At 69.6% G+C, this 19,333-nt stretch carries 10 protein-coding genes and 2 pseudogenes; 2 read left to right on the top strand and 10 right to left on the bottom strand.

Going from position 1 to position 19,333, the window contains the following annotated elements; genetic code table 11:
* Positions 1-92 precede the first annotated feature (92 nt).
* The 3 genes from ADL01_RS25010 to ADL01_RS25020 all read right to left on the bottom strand — a co-directional run bounded on the left by ADL01_RS25010 (position 93) and on the right by ADL01_RS25020 (position 3,522).
* Positions 93-2,051 (bottom strand): hypothetical protein, encoded by a 1,959-nt coding sequence (locus tag ADL01_RS25010; RefSeq protein ID WP_053744262.1) that lies wholly within the window; start codon positions 2,049-2,051, stop codon positions 93-95.
* A gap of 460 nt (positions 2,052-2,511) precedes the next feature.
* Entirely contained in the window at positions 2,512-2,880 is a 369-nt protein-coding gene (locus tag ADL01_RS25015; RefSeq protein ID WP_053744263.1) for a hypothetical protein, read from the bottom strand.
* A gap of 435 nt (positions 2,881-3,315) precedes the next feature.
* Positions 3,316-3,522 carry a hypothetical protein gene (locus ADL01_RS25020; RefSeq protein ID WP_053744264.1) on the bottom strand — a complete coding sequence of 69 codons (207 nt, stop codon included), beginning with the start codon at positions 3,520-3,522 and terminating at the stop codon, positions 3,316-3,318.
* A 227-nt stretch (positions 3,523-3,749) separates the two neighbouring features.
* On the opposite strand from ADL01_RS25020, the gene ADL01_RS25025 reads away from it, so the two are divergent.
* Together ADL01_RS25025 and ADL01_RS25030 are read left to right on the top strand one after the other, a co-directional pair.
* Positions 3,750-4,349, top strand: coding sequence for a L,D-transpeptidase family protein (locus ADL01_RS25025; protein ID WP_053744265.1), 600 nt, complete (start codon positions 3,750-3,752; stop codon positions 4,347-4,349).
* An 833-nt stretch (positions 4,350-5,182) separates the two neighbouring features.
* Complete coding sequence (locus ADL01_RS25030; RefSeq protein ID WP_053744266.1) at positions 5,183-6,280, top strand: helix-turn-helix domain-containing protein; 1,098 nt, start codon at positions 5,183-5,185, stop codon at positions 6,278-6,280.
* Between the two features lie 5 nt (positions 6,281-6,285).
* Here ADL01_RS25030 and ADL01_RS25035 read toward each other — a convergent pair.
* From ADL01_RS25035 to ADL01_RS25060, 7 genes and pseudogenes are all read right to left on the bottom strand, one after another.
* Positions 6,286-6,657 (bottom strand): annotated as a pseudogene (locus ADL01_RS25035) (helix-turn-helix domain-containing protein); the annotation flags it as partial.
* 204 nt (positions 6,658-6,861) lie between these two features.
* Positions 6,862-7,629: an enoyl-CoA hydratase-related protein gene (locus ADL01_RS25040; RefSeq protein WP_053744267.1), complete on the bottom strand. Its 768-nt coding sequence runs from the start codon at positions 7,627-7,629 to the stop codon at positions 6,862-6,864.
* Positions 7,630-7,664: 35 nt separating this feature from the next.
* On the bottom strand, positions 7,665-8,993 hold the full coding sequence (locus tag ADL01_RS25045) for a hypothetical protein (RefSeq protein WP_053744268.1): 1,329 nt from the start codon (positions 8,991-8,993) through the stop codon (positions 7,665-7,667).
* A complete protein-coding gene (locus ADL01_RS25050; RefSeq protein ID WP_053744269.1) occupies positions 8,993-10,609 on the bottom strand; it encodes an amino acid adenylation domain-containing protein in 1,617 nt (538 codons plus the stop codon). Before ADL01_RS25050 ends, ADL01_RS25045 begins: the two co-directional genes overlap by 1 nt.
* Before the next feature lie 797 nt (positions 10,610-11,406).
* Positions 11,407-12,456, bottom strand: a pseudogene (locus ADL01_RS25055) (sensor histidine kinase).
* Positions 12,411-13,259: an alcohol dehydrogenase catalytic domain-containing protein gene (locus tag ADL01_RS47560; RefSeq protein WP_324614635.1), complete on the bottom strand. Its 849-nt coding sequence runs from the start codon at positions 13,257-13,259 to the stop codon at positions 12,411-12,413. The pseudogene ADL01_RS25055 and the gene ADL01_RS47560 overlap by 46 nt, the downstream one beginning before the upstream one ends.
* Positions 13,256-19,333: a hypothetical protein gene (locus ADL01_RS25060; RefSeq protein WP_053744271.1), complete on the bottom strand. Its 6,078-nt coding sequence runs from the start codon at positions 19,331-19,333 to the stop codon at positions 13,256-13,258. The genes ADL01_RS47560 and ADL01_RS25060 overlap by 4 nt, the downstream gene beginning before the upstream one ends.

The raw sequence follows: 19,333 nt of genomic DNA on the forward strand, positions 1-19,333 counted from the left end.
GGATTCGCCAAGGGTGTCGCAAGCTGACGGGGACTCATGGACGATCGCGACGCGTCCTGCGCGCCGCCGCCCTCATCCCCTGTCCGGCTTGGTCAGTTGCTGAAGTAGAAGTAGTTCCAGGTGCCGTATGTGGTGGTGTTGACGTTGTCGCCCGAGGAGGGGTCGATGTAGGAGGTGCGCACCCGGGCGCGTATGCCCGAGGTCCCGGGGTGTCCGAGGTTGACGACGGACTTGCCGTTGGTGCCGAGGGAGAAGTACTCCGAGTCCGTGGTGTACCACTTGCCGCCTGAGTAGACCTGGAGGTCCAGGCGCTCCTTGCGGCCCTTGTAGTAGGTCATCGTGGTGGTCAGGACGGCGTCGGTGTTCTTGTGGTAATAGCGGTAGCGGGTCGAGCCGATCGTTGCGGTGCGGTAGTACTTGGACAGTGAGCTGGCGGTTTTCACGTGCGCGTAGGCGGCGGATTTGACGGTGCGGCCGGCGTAGCGGGCGTCGCCCTTGAAGACGGCGGTCACGGCGGTGTCGCGGGACATGGTGACGGTGGCGGACAGGTTGCCGTGCGCGTCGGTCTTGCCGGTCTTGAGGAGCTTGTTCGACTTGTCGCCGCCGTAGGGGTCGGCCCAGATCTCCACCGTGCGGTTGCTGTAGGTGGTGCCGAGGTGCGCGGTGAAGACGACGTTCTTGCCGTAGGGGTACGTCTTCTTGTTGTTGGTGAGCGTCAGGGCGGGCGTGGCGCGGGAGACGGTGACGGTGTCCGAGGCGGATGCCTGGGTGTGCGCGGCGTCGCCGGCGTAGGTCACCGTGTAGCGCACCTTGCTGCCGGCGGGCGGCGCGTCGGTGAAGGAGAACGTGCCGTTCGCGCCCAGCGCCCTGGTGCCCAGTGACTTGCCCCAGAGGGACAGCAGGTCGGTGCGCGTGACCTTCAGCGGTGTTCCGGCGGGTAGCCGCAGACCGGTCGTGAGGGTGCCCTTGACGGTGAGCGTCCTGCCGCGCGTGCCGGTGGCCGGGGCGTCGACGGTCAGCTTCGAGACGTACTTGCGCGGTTGGGTGACGGTCTGCAGTTGCATGGCGCCGGACGACCCGGTCAGTACGAACAGCTTCGTGCCGTCCGCCGACCAGGCCGTCGAGTGCCCGCCCCAGGGCATCCACGCGTCCGAAAGGTTGCGGACACTGGGCGGGGCGTCGGCGCCGCCGGGGAAGACGTAGGTGTCACCGGTGTTCTCGGTGTCGAGTGAGGTCGCGGCGACCGTGCCGTCCGGGGCGACGCTGACGGTCTCCGACTCGCTGTTGACCGGGTACTCGTGTACCTCCTGGAGGTCGGAGAGCCGGTATTCGACGACCGCCTCGTGCCCCTGCCCGACCACGAGGATGGACTGTCCGTCCGGTGTGAGCGCGGCGTCCCGGTAGAAGCCGCCCTCGTTCGCGGTGACGCGGATGACCGCAGTGCCCGACGACACGTCGTAGACGACGATCGGCCCGTTGCTGATGCCGCCGTCCAGGGCGACCAGGGTGTCCGGGTTCGCCGGGTTGGCGTACAGCATCGGCGTGCTGGCGAAGTCGTGGGCGCCGGCGAGGTCGAGGGAGACGGTGGCCGGGTCGGCGGTCAGGTCGACCTCGCCGAGCCCGGAGTCCCACTGGTCGCCGTAGCCGAACCAGATCCGGCCTCCGGCGAGGGCGATCCGCCGCGGCGCCGTGCCGGCGCCGGTCGGGTACTCGGCGGTCTGGGTGAGCGTCGCGGTGTCGAACGCGACGATCTTGTCCGCTCCGGTGACCGCGGCGTACAGGGTGCTGCCGTCCGGGCTCAGCTGGAGATCGGACACCTGGGGCAGGCCGGAGAGCTTGCTGAGCACCTTGCCGTCGTAGCGGACGACGGAGATCGTACTGTCGCCGCTGATGTAGAGGTGCTGGTGGGCGCCGTCGACGACGGTGTCGTTCACGGTGCCGACGCTGATCGGCACGCTGGTGTCGGCGGTCGCCGGGCCGGCCGTCACCAGCACCGCGGAGCTGAAGAGGGCTGCCGTCGCGACGGCAGCCGGAAGTGTGCGAATACGCACGGTGATTTGAACCCCCCAACGACGTCCGGCCGCTGTGTGCGGCCGGAACCGGCCCTGCAGCCGGTGAGCGAAGGTTAGGCCACAGCTCCAACACCCCACCCAGCGCCCTCGTTTGTGCGCAGGCAGGCCGGCCAGAATGCGACTTCCGGTACGCAGACCGATGATCGAATAACGCACCCCCGGCCGGGGCAGGACCGGCACGAGGCGCCTTCCCTCAACGAAGGTCCCTGCGACATCTCATCTCTCTGTCAGCCGCATTGACGCGGCCTGGGGCGTCAGGCCGACCGCGCTTCACCCCTCGATCCGCACGATGACGAAGAGGTCACCCGCCTCCCCGCCATTCCTGCCGGGCCGGCCCGACCACCGTGCAGCACGGTGACCCGAGCGGTGCCCCCGCCGTGGACTGAACTGAGCCGACGGTGCGGAGGGCATGTGATCCGCGGCAAGGCCGGATAGCTGCTTATGTGCGGTTCTGCCCTTGACGCGCGTCGGAGCCGCCCTGGAACTCGCTGTCGATGCCGGTGACGATGCCGGTGACGATCGCCGCGCCCAGCGGGGCGTCCTCCTCGCTGAAGCCGCTGTCGCGCAGCGCCGTGGAGACCAGCCGTACCGCTTCGCTCTCGGCCCCGGACTGGTCCGCGGCTTCGACCTCGACCCGGGCCGCGAACATGCCGTCCTCGTCGACCGTCAGCAGGTTCAGCTCCTCGCTCTCACCCAGGTCCGTGTTCTTCGGGTCCTGGGGTCGGAGGCTGCGCTCGACGGCGGAGCAGGTGTCCTCGGAGATTCCGTGGATGAACGTGCCGGGCACGGTGATGACGAACGTGGTCACAGGGACTCCTTCCGCGGGTCCGCCGGGCGCCGGGTTCCGCGCGCGGCGGACGGGCCATGGTCCGTACGGGCCGCAGTGCGGGCGGCCAGAAGCACGACGCCAAGTCGGTCGGTGCATGCCCCGCCATCGCGTGCCTCCCGACGTTCGTCCGCTGGTTCCCGGCTCGTACTCGATGCGCCTGCCCCGCCTACGGCCGGGAATGCGGACCTCGTCCTCTCTCCGTTTCCGCCGGGGCACTGTCACGCTGGCTGACCAGGCAGCGTGAACGGGCGATGGAAGGTTTCCTCAGCCCGGCGCAGCCCGGCGCAGCCCGGCGCAGCCCGGCGGATGGCGCCAAGGGATGAGCAACTCGGCGGCGTGACGCGAGGTGGGGATCAACCGCAGGACCGACACTCGCTGGCGGTACGGACGCAAGGAAGTCGACCAGGTGGTCGATCACCTGCTCGGCCTCGTCCGGGGACGGTCGATCTCCTGGGCAAAAAACACCGAGGCGGCTTTGAGCTCAATCGTGCTGCGCGGAAGGACCCGCCCGTTGTGTTCAGCATGCTCTTCACGTTGCCGGTACGTCAGTCCCGACGCGCCCTTGAGCTGCTTCATCATGTCGACGAACTGCTCGACACTGCATGCACGTTCGGGATCCACACCCCCGCAGTACCCATGGCGCCATCCTCGGCCCTCACCCCCAACAGGCGACAAGGAGTCCCTGCAGCGGCCCGGATCTTTGTCCGGAAAGCGGTGGTGACCAGCCCGGACAGCAACGGACTGTCCGGGACACCGGGCATCCCTTGCCGGACCGAACCGTGGCCAGCAGGGTCGATTCCGTCGGCGCAACCGCCACGAACCGCCACACGCCACCAAGGAGTGTTCTCATGCGAAAGACCGCACAGCCCGCACACATCGTCCCCCTCGCGCTCGCCGCCGTCTTAGTCGGTGGCCTGACAGCCACCACAACTGCCCCGGCGCAGGCACGCACCGAAACTCAGGCATCCGCCCAGGCAACGGACGCCTACTACCTGCGTTTCGACAAGGGTTCGGTCACGAACTCCCACCTCGAACTGGTCAAGCGCACTCCCGGCCGCGACAAGGTGATCAAGACGTACCCAGCGGGCTCAGGCCAGGTCAAGGACACCTGCGCCGTCGGCAGGGGCTGGTTGCCCAACGCCGGGGCGAGCAGGCCGTACGCCATCGAGTGGCACCGCAAGAACTTCGACGGCATCATCAACGGCTTCGTCATCAAGATCTCCGACCGCAAGTGCCACAACGGCACCAAGCGCACCGAACTGTTTATCCACAGCGAGATGAAGCCGAACGGCAACGCGGGCACCATCGAGTCCGAGCGGTGGACCAACAGCAATCCCAACGACTACTACTCCAATGGCTGCATCAAGCTCAACCCGACCAACATCAAGGACCTGTTCAAGCGCCTGGACCGCATCGGCTGGCCGAAGAAGCTCTATGTGGTGAACTGACACGCGCCAGCTCCCTTCGTGGTGCCCGGCAAGGCCCGTCGAGGGCCTTGCCGGGCACCACGTGTCTTGCAGGTAGACCACGTTGAGACTGCCGCCACAGGCAAGAACTCAGACCGGTGAAGTAAGTAGTCACCCGGGCCCTTTCGGTCCCGCCCCCTGGCCGGGAAAATCAGGGGCGTGTGCCCGTCCGGAGGACGTCGAGTCAGCTTGGTGCCGAACGTCGAGCCCGTTGAGTAGTCGGACGCGGGGGCCGTGCGCAGGAGTCCAGTGGTGTTGCCGCGAGCACGTAAGACCCGCGTTCCGCGCAATTCGCGGTCGCTGGAGCAACGGCATGCCTGCTGGCCTGCGACTTCGCCACGCCGGGCGTTGTAGGCCGTTTCTCTGGGGCGCGACGTTTCTGCAGGTAGCAGGGCTTCTCGGTGCGACCGCCAAGGGCGCCGGGCGACACCCTCTTGCGAGCCGAGCCGGATGCCACGAGAGCCCCTGCCTCACGTTCAGCTTACGAGTCGTCAACTTGCGCCGACGTAGCAGGGCTTGACCAGCCGCTCCTCGCCTCATGGTGGGTCGGCGGCGCACTCAGGCCCTTCGCTGCCCTGTGCGTTTCTCTATGCCTAGAGAAACGCCCCTGTGATACGTGCGATCCCGTCTCCGCAGGTCATGGGCCAGATCCGCGCTCCAGGCATGCCGAATTACGCGGAACGCGGGCTGGGCGGCGTCTCTGCACGGACAGCTGTCCGGCCTGGTCAGAGGCGTGTCCGAGAGAGACGGACAAATCAAGTGATGTGGCTGAGAGGGGGGTTGATGCCCGTGTCGCCAACGATGACAATCACCACATGGGGACCACGGGGGGAGCCCGGGACACCGATGGAAGCGCGGGCACCGACGGCACCGGGCTCCCGGATCCGGGAACGGCGCGCACCTCGGCCGAGTTCGTCGCCCTGCTGCGCCGGCTCAAGGACCACAGCGGACTTACCTACCGTCAGCTCGAACAGCGGGCCGCCGCACGGGGTGACGTCCTGGCCCGCAGTACGGTCGCTGACATGCTGCGCCGGGACGGGCTGCCGCGCGCCGAACTCGTTTCCGCGCTCGTCCGGACCTGCGGTGCGGAGCGAGCGGAGGCCACGTGGCTGGCATCGCGACAGCGGATCGCGGCGTCGGGGACGGCGTCGGGGACGCCCCCCGGTCTGACCGGAGCTGCGGACGCGTCGTCGTCGGGTTCTGGTGCCGACGGCCGCCGGGTCCGTACCGCCTCCCTCGCCTTGCTCGGCACCGTCGTCCTGCTCGTCATCGGCGGGCTCGTGCTGCTTTCGCGCGACGACGAGCCGTCGGGCGGGGGCAGTGTGGACGGCCGGACGCCAGTGACGGCCGGGTCGGCCGACAACGGGCAGAGTCCCGTCGCCCGGCAGGGACCTGCCCCCGGGCTGTCCCGCATCCGGCCAGTCGGTGCACCCGGGCTGTGTCTCACTGAGGGGCAGGCGCGGGCGGACAGCGGCGAATCCAAGGTAGTAGCGGCCCAATGGCCGTGCGAGAAAGCCGTGCCACCGACGACGACGCTGCTGAAGACGGACGACGGGCTGTACCGCATCCAGTGGGACAAACCCGGCATGGGCAAGGGCTGCCTGACGGTCCTCGGCGAGGACGAGGGCTACTTCCGGACCATGCTCGAACCCTGGGACGACTGCGCTGCCCCTGGCACCGTTCAACTGTTCCGCATCGAACGAGCCGAGGGCACCGGAAACACGGACGGCGCCAGCGCCTGGCGGCTGCGCTCGGCGGGGGACGGAGAGCGGTGCGTCGGCATCCGCGGGAACACGAAGGCGAGCGGGGCGGTGGCCGTGGTGGAGCCGTGCGCCGACGCTCAGGCTGCGGGTGACATCTCCGTCCCGGGGCAGCACTTCCTCATCGACCGAGACAGAGCTGACCCAAACTAAGTCGTCACCCCGTGCCGACGGTGCTTGTGGGAGAAGTCGGCCCGGCTGGCGCCGACCCGGTCGCACTCCGCAAGCGTGCCATCCAGCCGGACGTAGTCCGGATCGGCCTCGCGCAGAGCACGCAGCAGGCCGGGAGCGCGGTCCGCCAGCAGGTCGACGACGGCTGCCACGTAGGCATGCGCGGTGCCGACGGAAATGCCGAACCCGGCAGCGAGCTGGGCGAGGGTGTCGTGCCGGCGCAGGTACATCAGGCCGACCAACGCACGCTGGTACGGCGGGAGCTTGCAGCGGCGGTCGCCCTCGCGGGTGACGATGAGCACGGTGACCCACTCGACCAGCGCATGGGGCAGGTCGAGTGCGGCAGAATAGGGAACCAACAAGGCTCCCGCGCCAATGAGTTGAGACGTCGAACACCTCTCTCAACGGCACGGGAGCCTTATCCGTTGCGGGCGCCGACGTCGTCACCCGATCAGTGGCCACTCTGAAACAGCTCACTGGATCCGGACTCGCAACCCGCGCATGACGAGGGGGCGGCGGATCGGGAGCCCGTCCGCCCCCGCTCACCGGGTCGGCTCAGCCTGTCAGTGCCCCTTGAAAACAGGCGCCCTCTTCTCCATGAAGGCGCTCATCCCCTCCCTCTGGTCATCGGTCGCGAACAGCGCATGGAACACGCGCCGTTCGAAAAGAAGCCCGTCGCGCAGGCCGGTTTCCAGGGCCCGGTCGACCGACTCGCGGGCGGCCGTGACGGCCGGGCGGCCGTAAGAGGCGACGGTCGCGGCGACTTCCATGCCCTCGGTGAGCACGCGGTCGTCCGGGACCACCCGCGACACCAGGCCCGAGGCCTCCGCCTCGCGGGCGTTCATCGTGCGGCCCGTGAGGATCATGTCCATGGCCTTGGCACGGCCGACCAGGCGAGTGAGCCGCTGGGTGCCGCCGATGCCGGGGATCACGCCGAGCTTGATCTCCGGCTGGCCGAAGACCGCCGACTCGCCCGCGATGATCAGGTCACACATCATCGCCAGTTCGCAACCGCCGCCCAACGCATAGCCGTTGACCGCCGCGATCTTCGGCGTCCGGAATCCGGCGAACTCTTCCCAGCCCGCGAAGTAGTCCTCCGCGGCCATGTCCACGGCCGTCTTCCCGGCCATCTCCTTGATGTCGGCACCGGCCGCGAAGATCTTCTCCGAACCGGTGACAAGGAAGCAGCCGACGTCCGGGTCGCGGTCCAACGGACGGAGTGCGTCGAGGAGTTCGGCCAGCAGCTCGCTGCTGAGGGCGTTCAGGACGTGCGGTCGGTGGAGTCGTATCGTGACGACGCGGTCATGACGTTCGATCTTGAGGGTGTTCATCGACTCTCCCTCGCTCCTTATCTCCTGACGGTCCGTTACGAGTCCCAGATCGCGCCGTACGCCGGTATGCCGCGCCGCTCGAGACCGTGAACGACCTGCCAGGTCAGCTTCTTGTTGGAGATGCAGATGACAGCTTCGGCACCGAAGTCGCGGTAGGCGGTGTACGCGAGCCGCACCATGTCCGGTTTGCCGTGCTGCGAGGTGTCCCAGATCAGCGCGTTCGGCTGGACGGCGAGGATCTCGTCGACCAGGTCGTCGCCATAGGTCCTGCGGGGATCACGCGTGGCCCACACGAGCCGTGAGGGCACCTCGGCGGCCAGCAGATGCGGCAGACAGGGACCGATACCGCTGCCGGTGGCAACGTAGATCACCTTGCTGAACAAGGTCTCGATATTGGCGACCCCGGCCGTGGTGATGCCCTTGACCCAGACCTTCGGGGGCGCGTCGTCGATGAACGATCCCGTCCAGTCGCCCGCACGGGAGATCGTCAGCCGGAAGCCGGGTTCGCCGGGTGAGGGCACGTTGGCGAAGGAGTGCCACTCGGTGAGCGGGCTGCGGCTGATGGCGGTGGAGGACCCCGCGAAGGGGGTCACGCCGTGGTCGAAGCGGGCCAACACGACGTGCGTGGAGGGCCGTTCGATTCGTACGGCCACCTTGCGAAGCCGCAGCCAGGGCAGAGCGACGCTGAAGGTGACCACGGCCAGCACCCCGAGGGCGAACGGCTTCTGCGCGCCCAGCAGCGTATGCGTCCAGAACAGTGCGACACCGCTCCAGCCGCCGAAGCGGTGGATCTTCTCGAAGTGGTCGTGGAAGCGGGAACGGAAGGGTGGCAGGGCAGTGGCGACGATGACGACCAGCAGAGCGACGAGAACCCAGCTCGCCGTGATGAGCGGCAGGTTGGTGCCATCGACGGTCGCCACGACCGTCCCCGCGAGAAACCACACCGCTCCGGCCAGTGCCCCGCCCACGTGCAGCCCGCCGAAGTGGTACACCTTCCCGAGCGTCCACCGCGCCTTCAGCGGCCAGCTCGTCGGAGCCCAAGTCGCCAGCCGGAAGAAGAGGTTGATGACGTACTGCTGCCGTACCACCACTGCGAGCGCGAGGTTCACGAGGGACGCGTAGCCGATGGTTTCGGTGTTCGGCGCCCAACTCGCCGCCAGAAAACCGACGTTGGCCAGTACCACCAGGGCCGCCAGGCGGTTGTAGTGCATCAGGCGGGGGTGCTTGAGGAGGCGACGGGGCACTGACGTGAGGGGAGGGAGTTCGGCGAGAGCCGCGAGAGGGGCGGGAGGCGCTGCGTACGTGGCGCCTCCCGCCTCGACGGACGAGCTCTCAGCGGATGATGCCTCGACGGACGACGTCATCAGGCCGCCCCCTCTCGCGCCGCCGACACCGGCAGCGGGGGTGCTCCCTCGCCATGAACCGTCGCTGCCCGCGCGGTGTGCCGTGCGGCCTCCTCCCGCTCCGATGCCAGCCGCAGCAGTGCCGCCCGGTCGATCTTGCCCCGGTCCGTCTCCGGCAGCGCGGCCACCGGGAGGACCGTGGCCGGTATGCAGTAGTACGGCAGTACGTCGGCCACCGCACGCCGGGCCGTGTCCGGGTCGACGTCGGCCGGGCAGACGAAGGAGATCAGGCTGCGGGCGTCCCGCTTGAGTGTGACGGCGCGGGAGCAGCCCGCCACCGACTCCAGTACCGAGGAGACGGAGTCGAGTTCCACGCGGAAACCGCGGACCTTGACCTGGTCGTCGGTACGGCCCAGATGCTCGAGTTCGCCGTCTGGCGTCCAGCGGCCGAGGTCGCGTGTGCGGAACATGCGGCGTCCGCCGCCGAGGAAGGGGTCGGGGGCGTACCGCTCGGCGTTCAGCGCCTCGTTGTTCAAGTAGCCAGTCGATACGCAGTCGCCCCCGGCCCACATCTCGCCGACCTCCCCGATGGGCAGCGCACGCCGGTGCTCGTCGAGGACGTACACCGTGTTGTTGGGGGTGGGGCGGCCGATCGTGAGAGTTGCGTCGTCCACGCGGTAGTGGTGCATCGTATTGACGATCGTCGTCTCCGTGGGCCCGCAGGAGTTGTGGAAGGCGGACCGCCGGGCCCAGGCGTCCGCGAGCGGGCGCGGGCACGGCTCGCCCGCGACCGCCACCGTCCGCACATGGGGGCAGTCCGCCGGGTCGATCCCGGACAGCACCGTCGGCGTCGCGATCAGCACGTCCGCCGTACGGGCCGCCGCCCCGACGTCCTTGCCGCGGACGACGAGCGTGCCGCCGTGGGTGAGACAGCCCAGCATCTCCCAGGCGGCCATGTCGAAGGCGATGTTGAGGAGCTGGGCGACCCGGTCACCAGGGCGGATACCCAGGTCACCGGGCGCGGTGAGGAGGATGTTCGCGACGTTGCGGTGGGTGACCTCCACCCCGTTGGGCTTGCCGGTCGTGCCGGAGGTGAACAGGACGTAGCACCCGTCGTCGGGGCGTACGGGCCGCTCGAGACGGACCGGCTCTTCCGTGGAGAGTTCGGTGAGATCGTCGTCGAGCGTGATCAGCTGCTGTCCCGCGTCAGCCGGAGGCACCCGCAGCGTGTGCTCCGACTGAGTGAGGACGACCCTGATTCCGGCGGTGCGGATGACGTGCCGCAGCTGGGCGGCGGGAGTGAGGCCGATGTCCTGCGGGACGTACGCGGCGCCGGCCTTGAGCGCTCCGAGCAGTCCGACGAGCATCGGGATGGAGCGGCGCACGAAGAGGCCGACGTGATCGCCGGGCCGTACGCCCTCCCGTACGAGTCTGGCCGCGAGCCGGTCGGCACGACGGTTCAGCTCGCCGTACGTGATCGTCGTGCCCTGGTGCTCGGCGGCGACTGCGTGCGGCGCGGCGACGGCCCGTCGTTCGACGGCGTGGTGGACAAGGGGGTCGAGGACGGGGACTTCAGGACCTTGGCCGAACTGCCAGAACAGGGCCCTGTCTTGGGGGGACAGATGGCTCAGGGGCATGCTTCACAGACCTCCTGGCTGTGTATCGAGAGGAGCAGATGCCTTGGGCGACTGAACGCTGACGTGCGTCGATATGTCGAGCATCGTGCGGAGGTGCGAGGCCACAACACCGGAGTGCGGTGGGGGCTCCCCTAGCTCTAACGTTCAATGTGGGCCGCGTCACCGGGAAAACAAGTCACATGTGAACTGACGGCACATTGGCAAACTTCTGCACAGCCCGGCGACAGGAACCCCGCGCGCAGCGCGTGCAACATGATCCGGTGCGTCCGCAACTCTGCCGGAGTCACAACTCTCTTATTCAGGCGAGGAATTGGGTCGAGGTATATTCGCTGCCGCGAATCGCATGGGATCACGCAGCCTGACTCCAGGCCGCTGCGGCCGTGGGCCATGTCCGAGGCACCGAAGCGGCGGAATCCGGCCATGGCACAGCCGACGACCTGCCCACCAAGTGCAGAGAGACACAACCACCGCGCAAGCGGCCGCGGCCCTCGGACTGAACGAGGCCGCGACGCGCAAGCTCATGGCCCGCTTCGGCCGCTGGAGCCCCTACCGCTGACCGCAGCGGGGCGGCTCCGGCGCCCCAGGGGGCACGCGGACGGTGACGAGGAGGCTGGGGCGAACCTGGCCCCAGCGCCGGGTAACAGTCGTGCGTTGCGGGAGCTGTGGCAACAGGACGCGACAGCTGCCGACCTGGCGGCACACCGCTTCCGGGTCAAGGACCACTCGACCGCCATCCCGTCCCCTTCCTGCGGCTGCGCGAGGACCTCACCGCTCAGCAGGTTCCGCCGTTCACGAGCTCACCCACGCCGGCCTGCCGGCGTTCGGTGGCCAAGCCCGCGGCGGGAGCCGAAGTCCTCCCCGCCCGAGCGTGGGCCGCGGGTCCGCGGGGCGACGGGCCGCAGCTGGATGCGGGCAGCGAGACCGGTACCGGGGGCGGGGTGGAGGGTGATGGTGCCCCCGGAGGCGTCGACGAGGTGGCGGACGATGGGCAGGCCGAGGCCGGTGCCGTCGTGGTGGGAGTCGGAGGAGCGCTAGAACCGGTCGAAGGCGCGCTCGCGGTCGGCCGCGTTCATGCCGGGGCCTTGGTCGACGATGTGGAGTTCTGTCCCGGGGGCGCGGTGCAGGGTGATGGTGGTGCTGGGCGGGGAGACGCGCAGGGCGTTGGCGATCAGGTTGTCGATGATCTGTTCCAGGGCGCCGGGGATGGCCCATACCTGTCCTGCGGGTGGGCCGGTGATGTCGAGGGCGATGTACTGCTCGGCTGCCAGCGGCTCCCACATCGCCACCCGGTCGGCGACGATCGCGTCGAGGTCGACGGGTCCGGGGGTGGTGGCGGTGTTCTCCAGGCGGGCCAGGGCGAGCAGGCCCTGCACCATGCGGCCGAGGCGTTCGACCTCGCCGACGGCTTCCTCGAGGCTGGGGTGGGCGCGCGGGTCGAGGTAGGGCTCGAAGTTCTCCAGACGCAGACGCAGTCCGGTGAGCGGGGTTTTGAGCTGGTGGGAGGCTTCGGAGGCGAATGCTTGCTGGGCTTCGAGCAGGTGCTGGAGCCGGGTCGCGGTGTGGGTGAAGGACGTGGCGAGGCGGCGTAGTTCGGGCGGTCCGGCGGTGGCGTCGGGCGGGGTGGTGAGCTGTCCCTCGGCGAGCTGGGCGGTCGCGGCCTCGAGGGTCCGCAGCGGGCGGGTGATCCACCGGGCCAGGCTGAAGGCGACCAGGGCGACCGCGGCAAGCACGCAGGCACCGGCCAACGCGAGGGCGCCCCAGATGCGGTGTACCCGGGTGCTGACCTGGTCCAGGGGGTAGGTCAGGCGCAGGGAGCCGCGGATGGTGGTGCCGGATGCGCCGGGCATGGTCGCGGACAGCACATCACGGCCGGCACTGTCGGTGGTGGTCGTGACCGTGGGCTGGTTGCGCAGCGCGCGGGCGATGTCCGGCTGCACGGCGAGACTGATGCCGGTGCGCGCGGCCGGGTCGGAGTCGGCCAGGACGATGCCCTGCTTGTCGGTGACGACGACGTGACCGCCGGTTCGGGTGGCCGAGTCAGTCGTCGGCGTCGTCGCCGTCCTCGCGTCCCTGTTCCTCCCGCCCGTGTTCCTCGTCGCGGCCCCGGTCCTCGCCGGTGCCCGGCGACGAGCTCGTCTGGGTGGGCAGGGCGGTAATGCCTCACCCGGTCGCCGACGGCGACGTCCCGAACTCCCTCGCCGAGAGCGGTGACGTACCCCATCCCTTCGGCGCCGAGGACCACCGGGGCCGCCCAGCCCGGGCTGCCCTCGGCGCGGGCGCCGACGTCCATGTAGTTCACGCCGGCCATGCCCAGGCGCACGAGTGCTTCGCCGGGTACGGGGGCCGGGTCGGGCAGTTCGGTCCAGCGCATGACCTCGGGGCCGCCGTGCTCCTCGATGCGGATCGCTGCATGGGTGACACCTTCCTGTGCAGCTCGTCGCGGGGGAACAGGCAGCACGTTAGGCCGCCAAAAATGGACCGACAAGTCCAAATCCCCAGGCCAGGCAGGCGGTACCCGGCCCACGATGACGGGCGGCGGCCCCCGAAGGGGGGCAGGCGGCAGCTCACACCCGGGCCCGGTGGGCGCGGCTCCGCAGGGCGGAGTCGTAGAGGGCCCCGCCTCCGGGCGGGGCCCTGTCGCTCTTGTCATGCGTGGAGCGCCACGCACTCCCGGAGCAAGGATTCCAGCCTCATCTGGCCGTCCTCACGGTCGAAGACCTGGAGTGCGTCGAGGCAGGCGACGATCCACCGAGCCTCGTCCTCGTCCTCGATCCGGGCCTGGACCGCTACGGCGGTCACCGCGCTCTCCAGGTCGAACGGGTCCTCCTTGAATTCGGCGGCGAGCGCCTGATAGCCCGTCGCCAGCATCGGATCCGCGTACACTCCCGTCGCCTCGGTGAAGGCGCGGGCCGCGACCCGGTCCGTGCGAAGGCCGGCCAGCTCACGCAACGCCTCGTCGGGGTCGCCCAGTTCGCCATGCAGACGGTGGGCCTGGTCGACCAGGAGCGGCCAGCCGCCGGTCAGTTCGTGGAAACGGTCCAGGCGGTCCTCCGTGTGGAACATCTCGACGCGCTGGGCCCAGCCGCGCAGGCTGCGGCGGTCGTGGCGGCGCAGCACGACGGGAGCTGCCGGGGTGGGTTCGGTGCCCGTCAACAGGGCGCGCCACAGGGTCAGTTGAGTGGGGTCGGTGACGAGGACGACCGCGCGGGTCACCCCTGGCGTGGCGGGCAGCAGCGTCTCCGCCTGGTCGACGGCCTCCCGGCACGTTTCCGGGCGTGCCGGGTAGGTGGCGAAGTCACTGATGACGACTCGCCGTTCACGCGGCACCCCGCCGGTGAGTTGCTGCCGGTAGACGCGTCCATTGCCGACGGGCGGCAGCTTCCAGTCGGCGATGCGTCCGGCGACCGTCCGGAGGGTGTCGCCGACGTCGGTGACTCCGGTCGCGGAGGTGCCGAGGACGACCCTCGTCTGGTTGGACCGTTCACCGAGCAGGTCGTCGAGCTGGGTGATGGTCAGTGGAGCCGGCCGGCCGTCGGGCAGCTCGGGACGGCCCTCCTGCACGATGCTCGCCTGGAGTTTGCAGTCCTGTTCGGCCCTGAGCAGTCGGGCTTCCACCTCGTGTGAGGTGCCGATCATGCGCAGAGCGCTGGGTCCGCGCAGATGCCAGCCCAGACCGTCGTGGTTCGGGGCGAGAATGCCGAGGCCGACCATCTCGGAGAGGTAGGCGCGGAAACCCTCGGTGTCGAGCTGTTCGAAGCCCTTGCGCCAGTACGTCTCGCACTCCTCGCGCAGTTCGGTGTCGCTCAGCCGCACCTCCAGACCGCGGTGGCGGGCGTGGTACGCCAGCACGTTGGCGATCACGTCGTAACGGTGATCGAGGCTCAGCGTGTCCTTGAAGGCGGCCGAGATGCTGTCTCTGAGTCCGGTGTCCGACTCCACCACCTCGATGTCGGCGAGCTCCACCGCGTACAGCGGTTCTTTGGGGCCCTCGGGTCCGCGCCGTGCCCGCTTGCGGTGCATCACCTCGACCAGCCGGTGCCCGAACATCTGGAGCAGGAAAGGCTGGTAGGAGCAGTAGCCGAGTACCCGGTTGACGAGGTCCAGGTCCAGGAACTCGAAGCCGAGTGCCCGCATCGGCTCGACCAGCAGCTCGGCGGCGAACTGGGGAGCGAGCGGGCCGATCACCTTCGGAGTCTGTGCGAGGTGGCCGAACGGCCCGTTGCTGGCGAGCTTGGCGAACCGCTGCACGGAGTGCAGACCGGCGAAGACGACTTTGGCGCGGTCCTTGGTGTCGTCCCCGAGGCCTTTGAGTTTCTTGGTCTGGTTGAAGCGGGGGGCATCCCCCTCGAAGAACTGGTCGCACTCGTCGAGCAGGATCAGCAGACGCCGACGCGAGTCTCCGTCGGTCCAGGCCTGGATACCCGCACGCACCCGTTCGGAGATGTCCTTTGCGGGCCTGCGGCCCTGGGGACGGCTCAGGACCTGCGCCTCGGTCAGTTTCCGGTCCAGCACGCTCCACAGGGTCTCGGGCCCGAGCGAGCTGCCCTTCCCGATGTTCTCCTGGTCGAGGTTGACGTACACCGTCTGGTAGTAGCCGGGGCGCTGCTCCATGAACTTGTCCCCGGCGTCCGCGAGCAGAGCCGACTTGCCGAGGCCCCGGCCACCGAAGATGACCTGCGTTCCGCGCGGGTCCAGGATGCTTTTGCGCTCGGCGTCACGGCCGTAGAACATCTCGCCGCCGATGCGGCCACGCTTTTCCCTGATGTACGGATTGACGCCGGAGAACGGCAACAGGGTCTGCGTGGCGGTGCTGACCTGGCGGTTGCCGTGGGCCGCGAGGTAGGCGAGGGCGGCGTCGTCCACGACCAGCAGCGGCTGCGACAACTGCCCGGAGCCGACAGCGAGTTCGACGCGGGCCTCGCGGCTCAGGGTGCCGAAGTAGACGACGAGGAGACCTGTTCCGCTGGTGTCGCGCTCCGCCCAGCTCATGACCACCTTGGCGGGCGGCCGACCCCACACCACCATCACCCGGAGGTTGCCGCCCTGCTCTGTGATCTGCGATCCGAACGCCGGCGCCTTCGCCCTGCCGTTGATCGCCACCTCGGTCGCTTCGAAGAGCCGGTACTCGCGCCGATGCTGAGACCGCTCGTCGAGTTGCCGGGCGCTCTTGGCGTCGTAGCCAAGTAGCTTGAGGAGCGGCGGCACCCGCCGCGTATGCGCCACCTGGAGCCGGTCCTTGGGCTCGGTCGTACCCATCACCCGCCACTCGTCGAGGGCATCGGCCGCCAGTGCCGCCTCGTCGGTGGACAGGGCGCTGTAGTCCAGAACGGGGATGGTCGGATGCGTGCCGCAGGATCGGACGAGGTCCACGAGGTCACGGTCGATGCCCCCGCGCAGGCCGTCGGGGACGGCCGGGAAGAACTCGGCCAGATGCGACTCGCCGTTCTCGATCTCCGGGACGTCTTCGCCGATCTCCAGGAAGTAGACAAGGTCGGCGGCGGTGGCCAGGTCGTTCGTCTCCAGGCGCCGCAGCACCTGGGCCCGCTGGTCCGCGGTGGAGTCCAGGACGTCGAGCCGGGCGCGGAGCCGGTCGGCCGCCTCCCGCCGGAAGGCGGGCAGGCTGCTTCGTACGGTGTCGAGTCCGCGCCGTACGGCGACCAGGTTGTGCGTGTCGGCGGTGTCGAGCCGCTCGCGGGCGTCGGCCAGCAGTTCCTGAAGACGCAGGTCCTGGTCGTCGGTCACGGCGCCGTCGGCCTGTGCGCGATGCAGCTCAGCGACGAGTTCCTCGTGCGCCTTCCGCAGCTCCGTGCGCCGTGCGGCCTCCCGTTCCTCGATCTCGGCGAGCGCGGGCGGAGTGAACTCCCTGGCCTGTACGGCGGGCAGCACCCCGCGCCCGGCCAGCTCGACGATGGCGCGGACCGCGGTGAAGGCATCACGGTCCAGCCGCTCGGCGAGGGCGTCCTGCCAGCTCCGGTCGACCGCGGTGATGAGTTGGTCGAGCGACGGCCGCTCGTCGACGGTGTCGCACACCTTCAGCAGTTCCGCGTCCAGCACGAGTTCAGGGGAGAGCGAACTGCCCGTACGCATGGTCGAGGTGTCGCCGGTCAAGAGGGCGAACAGCTCCTCCATCGACGCACGTGCCGCCCACGCCGTCGCGGCGGCGAGGGCTCCCGAGCGCTGGGCCAGCTGCTCCAGGTCACCCAGTGCGGCGTCCTTGCCGTCCAGCAGGGACTGACGCAGGGCGGAGATCTCCTTGACCGCCCGGTTGCGGTCGGACCGGTCGCCGCGGCGGGTGCCGTCGACCACCAGACACCACTCCTTGGCCAGACCGATGGCGCGCTCCACCAGATGCACCAGGTCCTGCCGCCCGGCGCCCTGGAGCGGTTTGCCGCTCGGTGAGCGGTGCTTGCGGTCCATGCGGTCGATCTCGGTGTGGGCCTCGGCCAGTTTCGACAGGCGTTCGGCCTGCTCCCGCACGTGCTGGATCGCGTCACGGTTGTCGTGGACGACGGTCATGAGCAGCGATCCGAGCATCCCGTCATCCGGGGCAAGCCATCGCTTGGCGATCTCCGTCGCCCGCGCGAACCGTAGCCTCTGCGGCGCGAGCAGGGCGCTGCACTGCTCGCGCAACTCCCGCAGCCGCGCCTCCCGCTCGGCGTCGTCGGCGATGACGACCAGCGGCGAGGCGATCAGGGCACCGCTGAGCGCACGGTCGGCAACGGCGGTCGCCGCCTCGGCGAGATGGTCCGGAAGGCGGGGCACCAGGGCCTTGAGCTGAGCGCCCGCCAGATGGTCGCCGGTGATCAGCGCGGTACGCAGCAGGGCGGGCAGCAGCATGAGTTCGCTGCCTTCCGTGTCGCGGCCCGCGTATCCGCCGTAGCTCTGGAGCAGGTCCGTGGTCAGCCGGGCGCCCTGGCTGTCGCCGGACGTGAGGAGCGCGGCGGCACCGGCCACGCGGAGCGCCGCCGCCTGCGGCTCAGGATGACCCGCGGCACGCGCCACGTGGTGGGCGAGTCCGAAGCGCCGCTCGACGACCAGCCTCGCCAGGGCCCGTTCGGCCGCGGTCTCGTCGGCGCCTTCGTCCTCGTCGCACTTGCCCTGGTCGTCGCTCTCGCCCTCGCCCTCGCCCGGGGAGGTGTCCGGGACGAGGGCCGTTTCAGGGGCGGGTGCGAGCTCGTCACCTGGTCCGGCGGGCGTGGACGGAACGTCGGCGTCCGAGGCCGTGGCCGGTGCCGGGTCGTTGTCAGCGGCTGTCGCGACCTGTGCGTCGCCCGTGCCGAGGGCGTCGGAGACCGTCGGGACGGGCGCGGCTTCCGGTGCGGGGGCGGGGCCGGGCGCGGTCTCCTGGGTGAGATCGGCGGCGGTGATACCCACCGGATTCCGGTTCGCTCGTTCGGTCGGCTGTACGTCCGCGCGTTCTCCGACGGTCGGTCCGTCGGCAGCCTCAGTGGCGTCTGCGTCCACCCTGGCGGGTTCGGGGTCGGCGGCCTCCGGCTGCGCCAACGTCAGTTCAGGGGCCATGACCGCCGCCATGGCGCACGCGGGCAGCACCCGCACGACCTGCTCCTGCAGAACCAGGATCTCCGCCGCGGCGTCCGCCTGTCGTCCCAGCCGGATGAGCCGCGCCAAAGCTACGAGGGCAGCGCTCTCCTCCCGTTGCGCCGACTCCCACGCCGGTGTGTCCAGCAGGCGGCGGGCCGCCTCTCGCGCATCCTCGGTGGCGGAGGCGGCGGGGCTGTCCGGTCGGCATACGACGTTCAGCAGTTCCCGCAGGGTCTCCCGTGCCCTGAGGTCGTGCTCATGGGTCAGCCGGTGGGCGGTTGCTGCGCGTGCCATGTCCTCCAGGCGGCGGGGCACCCCGTCGATCCCCGCCGCGCGGAACATCGCCTCCGCACGGTCGAACACGGCGCCCAGCGTGGCCAGCGGAGCCAGGTCCTCGTCCTTCGGTGGGCCGCCGTCCGCGACGACGGCTGTCACTGTCTCCGCAGCTTGGCGAGCGAGGGCGAGGGCCGACTCCAGGTCTCGGCAGACCACGTCGAGCTCCGCCGCCTCGTCGGCCGGGGCGTTCTCGGCAACCGTCTCGGACCCGTCGTCCGGGGCGGCCTCGATCGGCGTCTCCCGCTCCTCCGATGCGCCGGGCTCCAAGCCCGGATACGCCGCCACGATCGACCGGGCCTTCTCACCGACAGCGACGAATCGCGCCGTCTCGTCCTCGTCGGCGGTCCCGGCGAACCAGTCCTGGTCCGCCGCCCAGGCAATGACGTAGGCATCGCCGACGGAGGCGTTGCACCACGCGAAGACCGTGGCCCGGACCAGCGTCTCTCCCCACCGGGAAACCGGGTCGGACACCGTTTCGCCCTCCTGGGCGATGACGAATCGGCCGACCTGATTCATCACGTTGTGGGTGAGTCCCCTGGTCGCACAGGTGCAGCTGTGCTGCCTCGACTCGCGTTGCAGCCTGCCGAGTACGTCCCCGCACAGGGACTTGCTCGCCCGACGAGGGGCCGCGATGCGAATTCCCAGGCTGTCGAGCAGATCCTGCCGACCCCTGGGCGACAGGGAGTTGAAGGCAAGTTCCACCGCGTTGACCGTGAGGTCGGTCAGGGCGGTTAATGCCGGGTGTGTCAAGGCGTTGAGCGCGTCAGCCAGGCCTTCGAGATCCTCGGCCAAGATGTTCGGCGGGGACAACGGCGGCCCCGTGACGACGCGGTAGCGGTCCTGCAT

The organism is Streptomyces sp. NRRL WC-3618, from assembly GCF_001280005.1.
GTDB lineage: Bacteria > Actinomycetota > Actinomycetes > Streptomycetales > Streptomycetaceae > Streptomyces.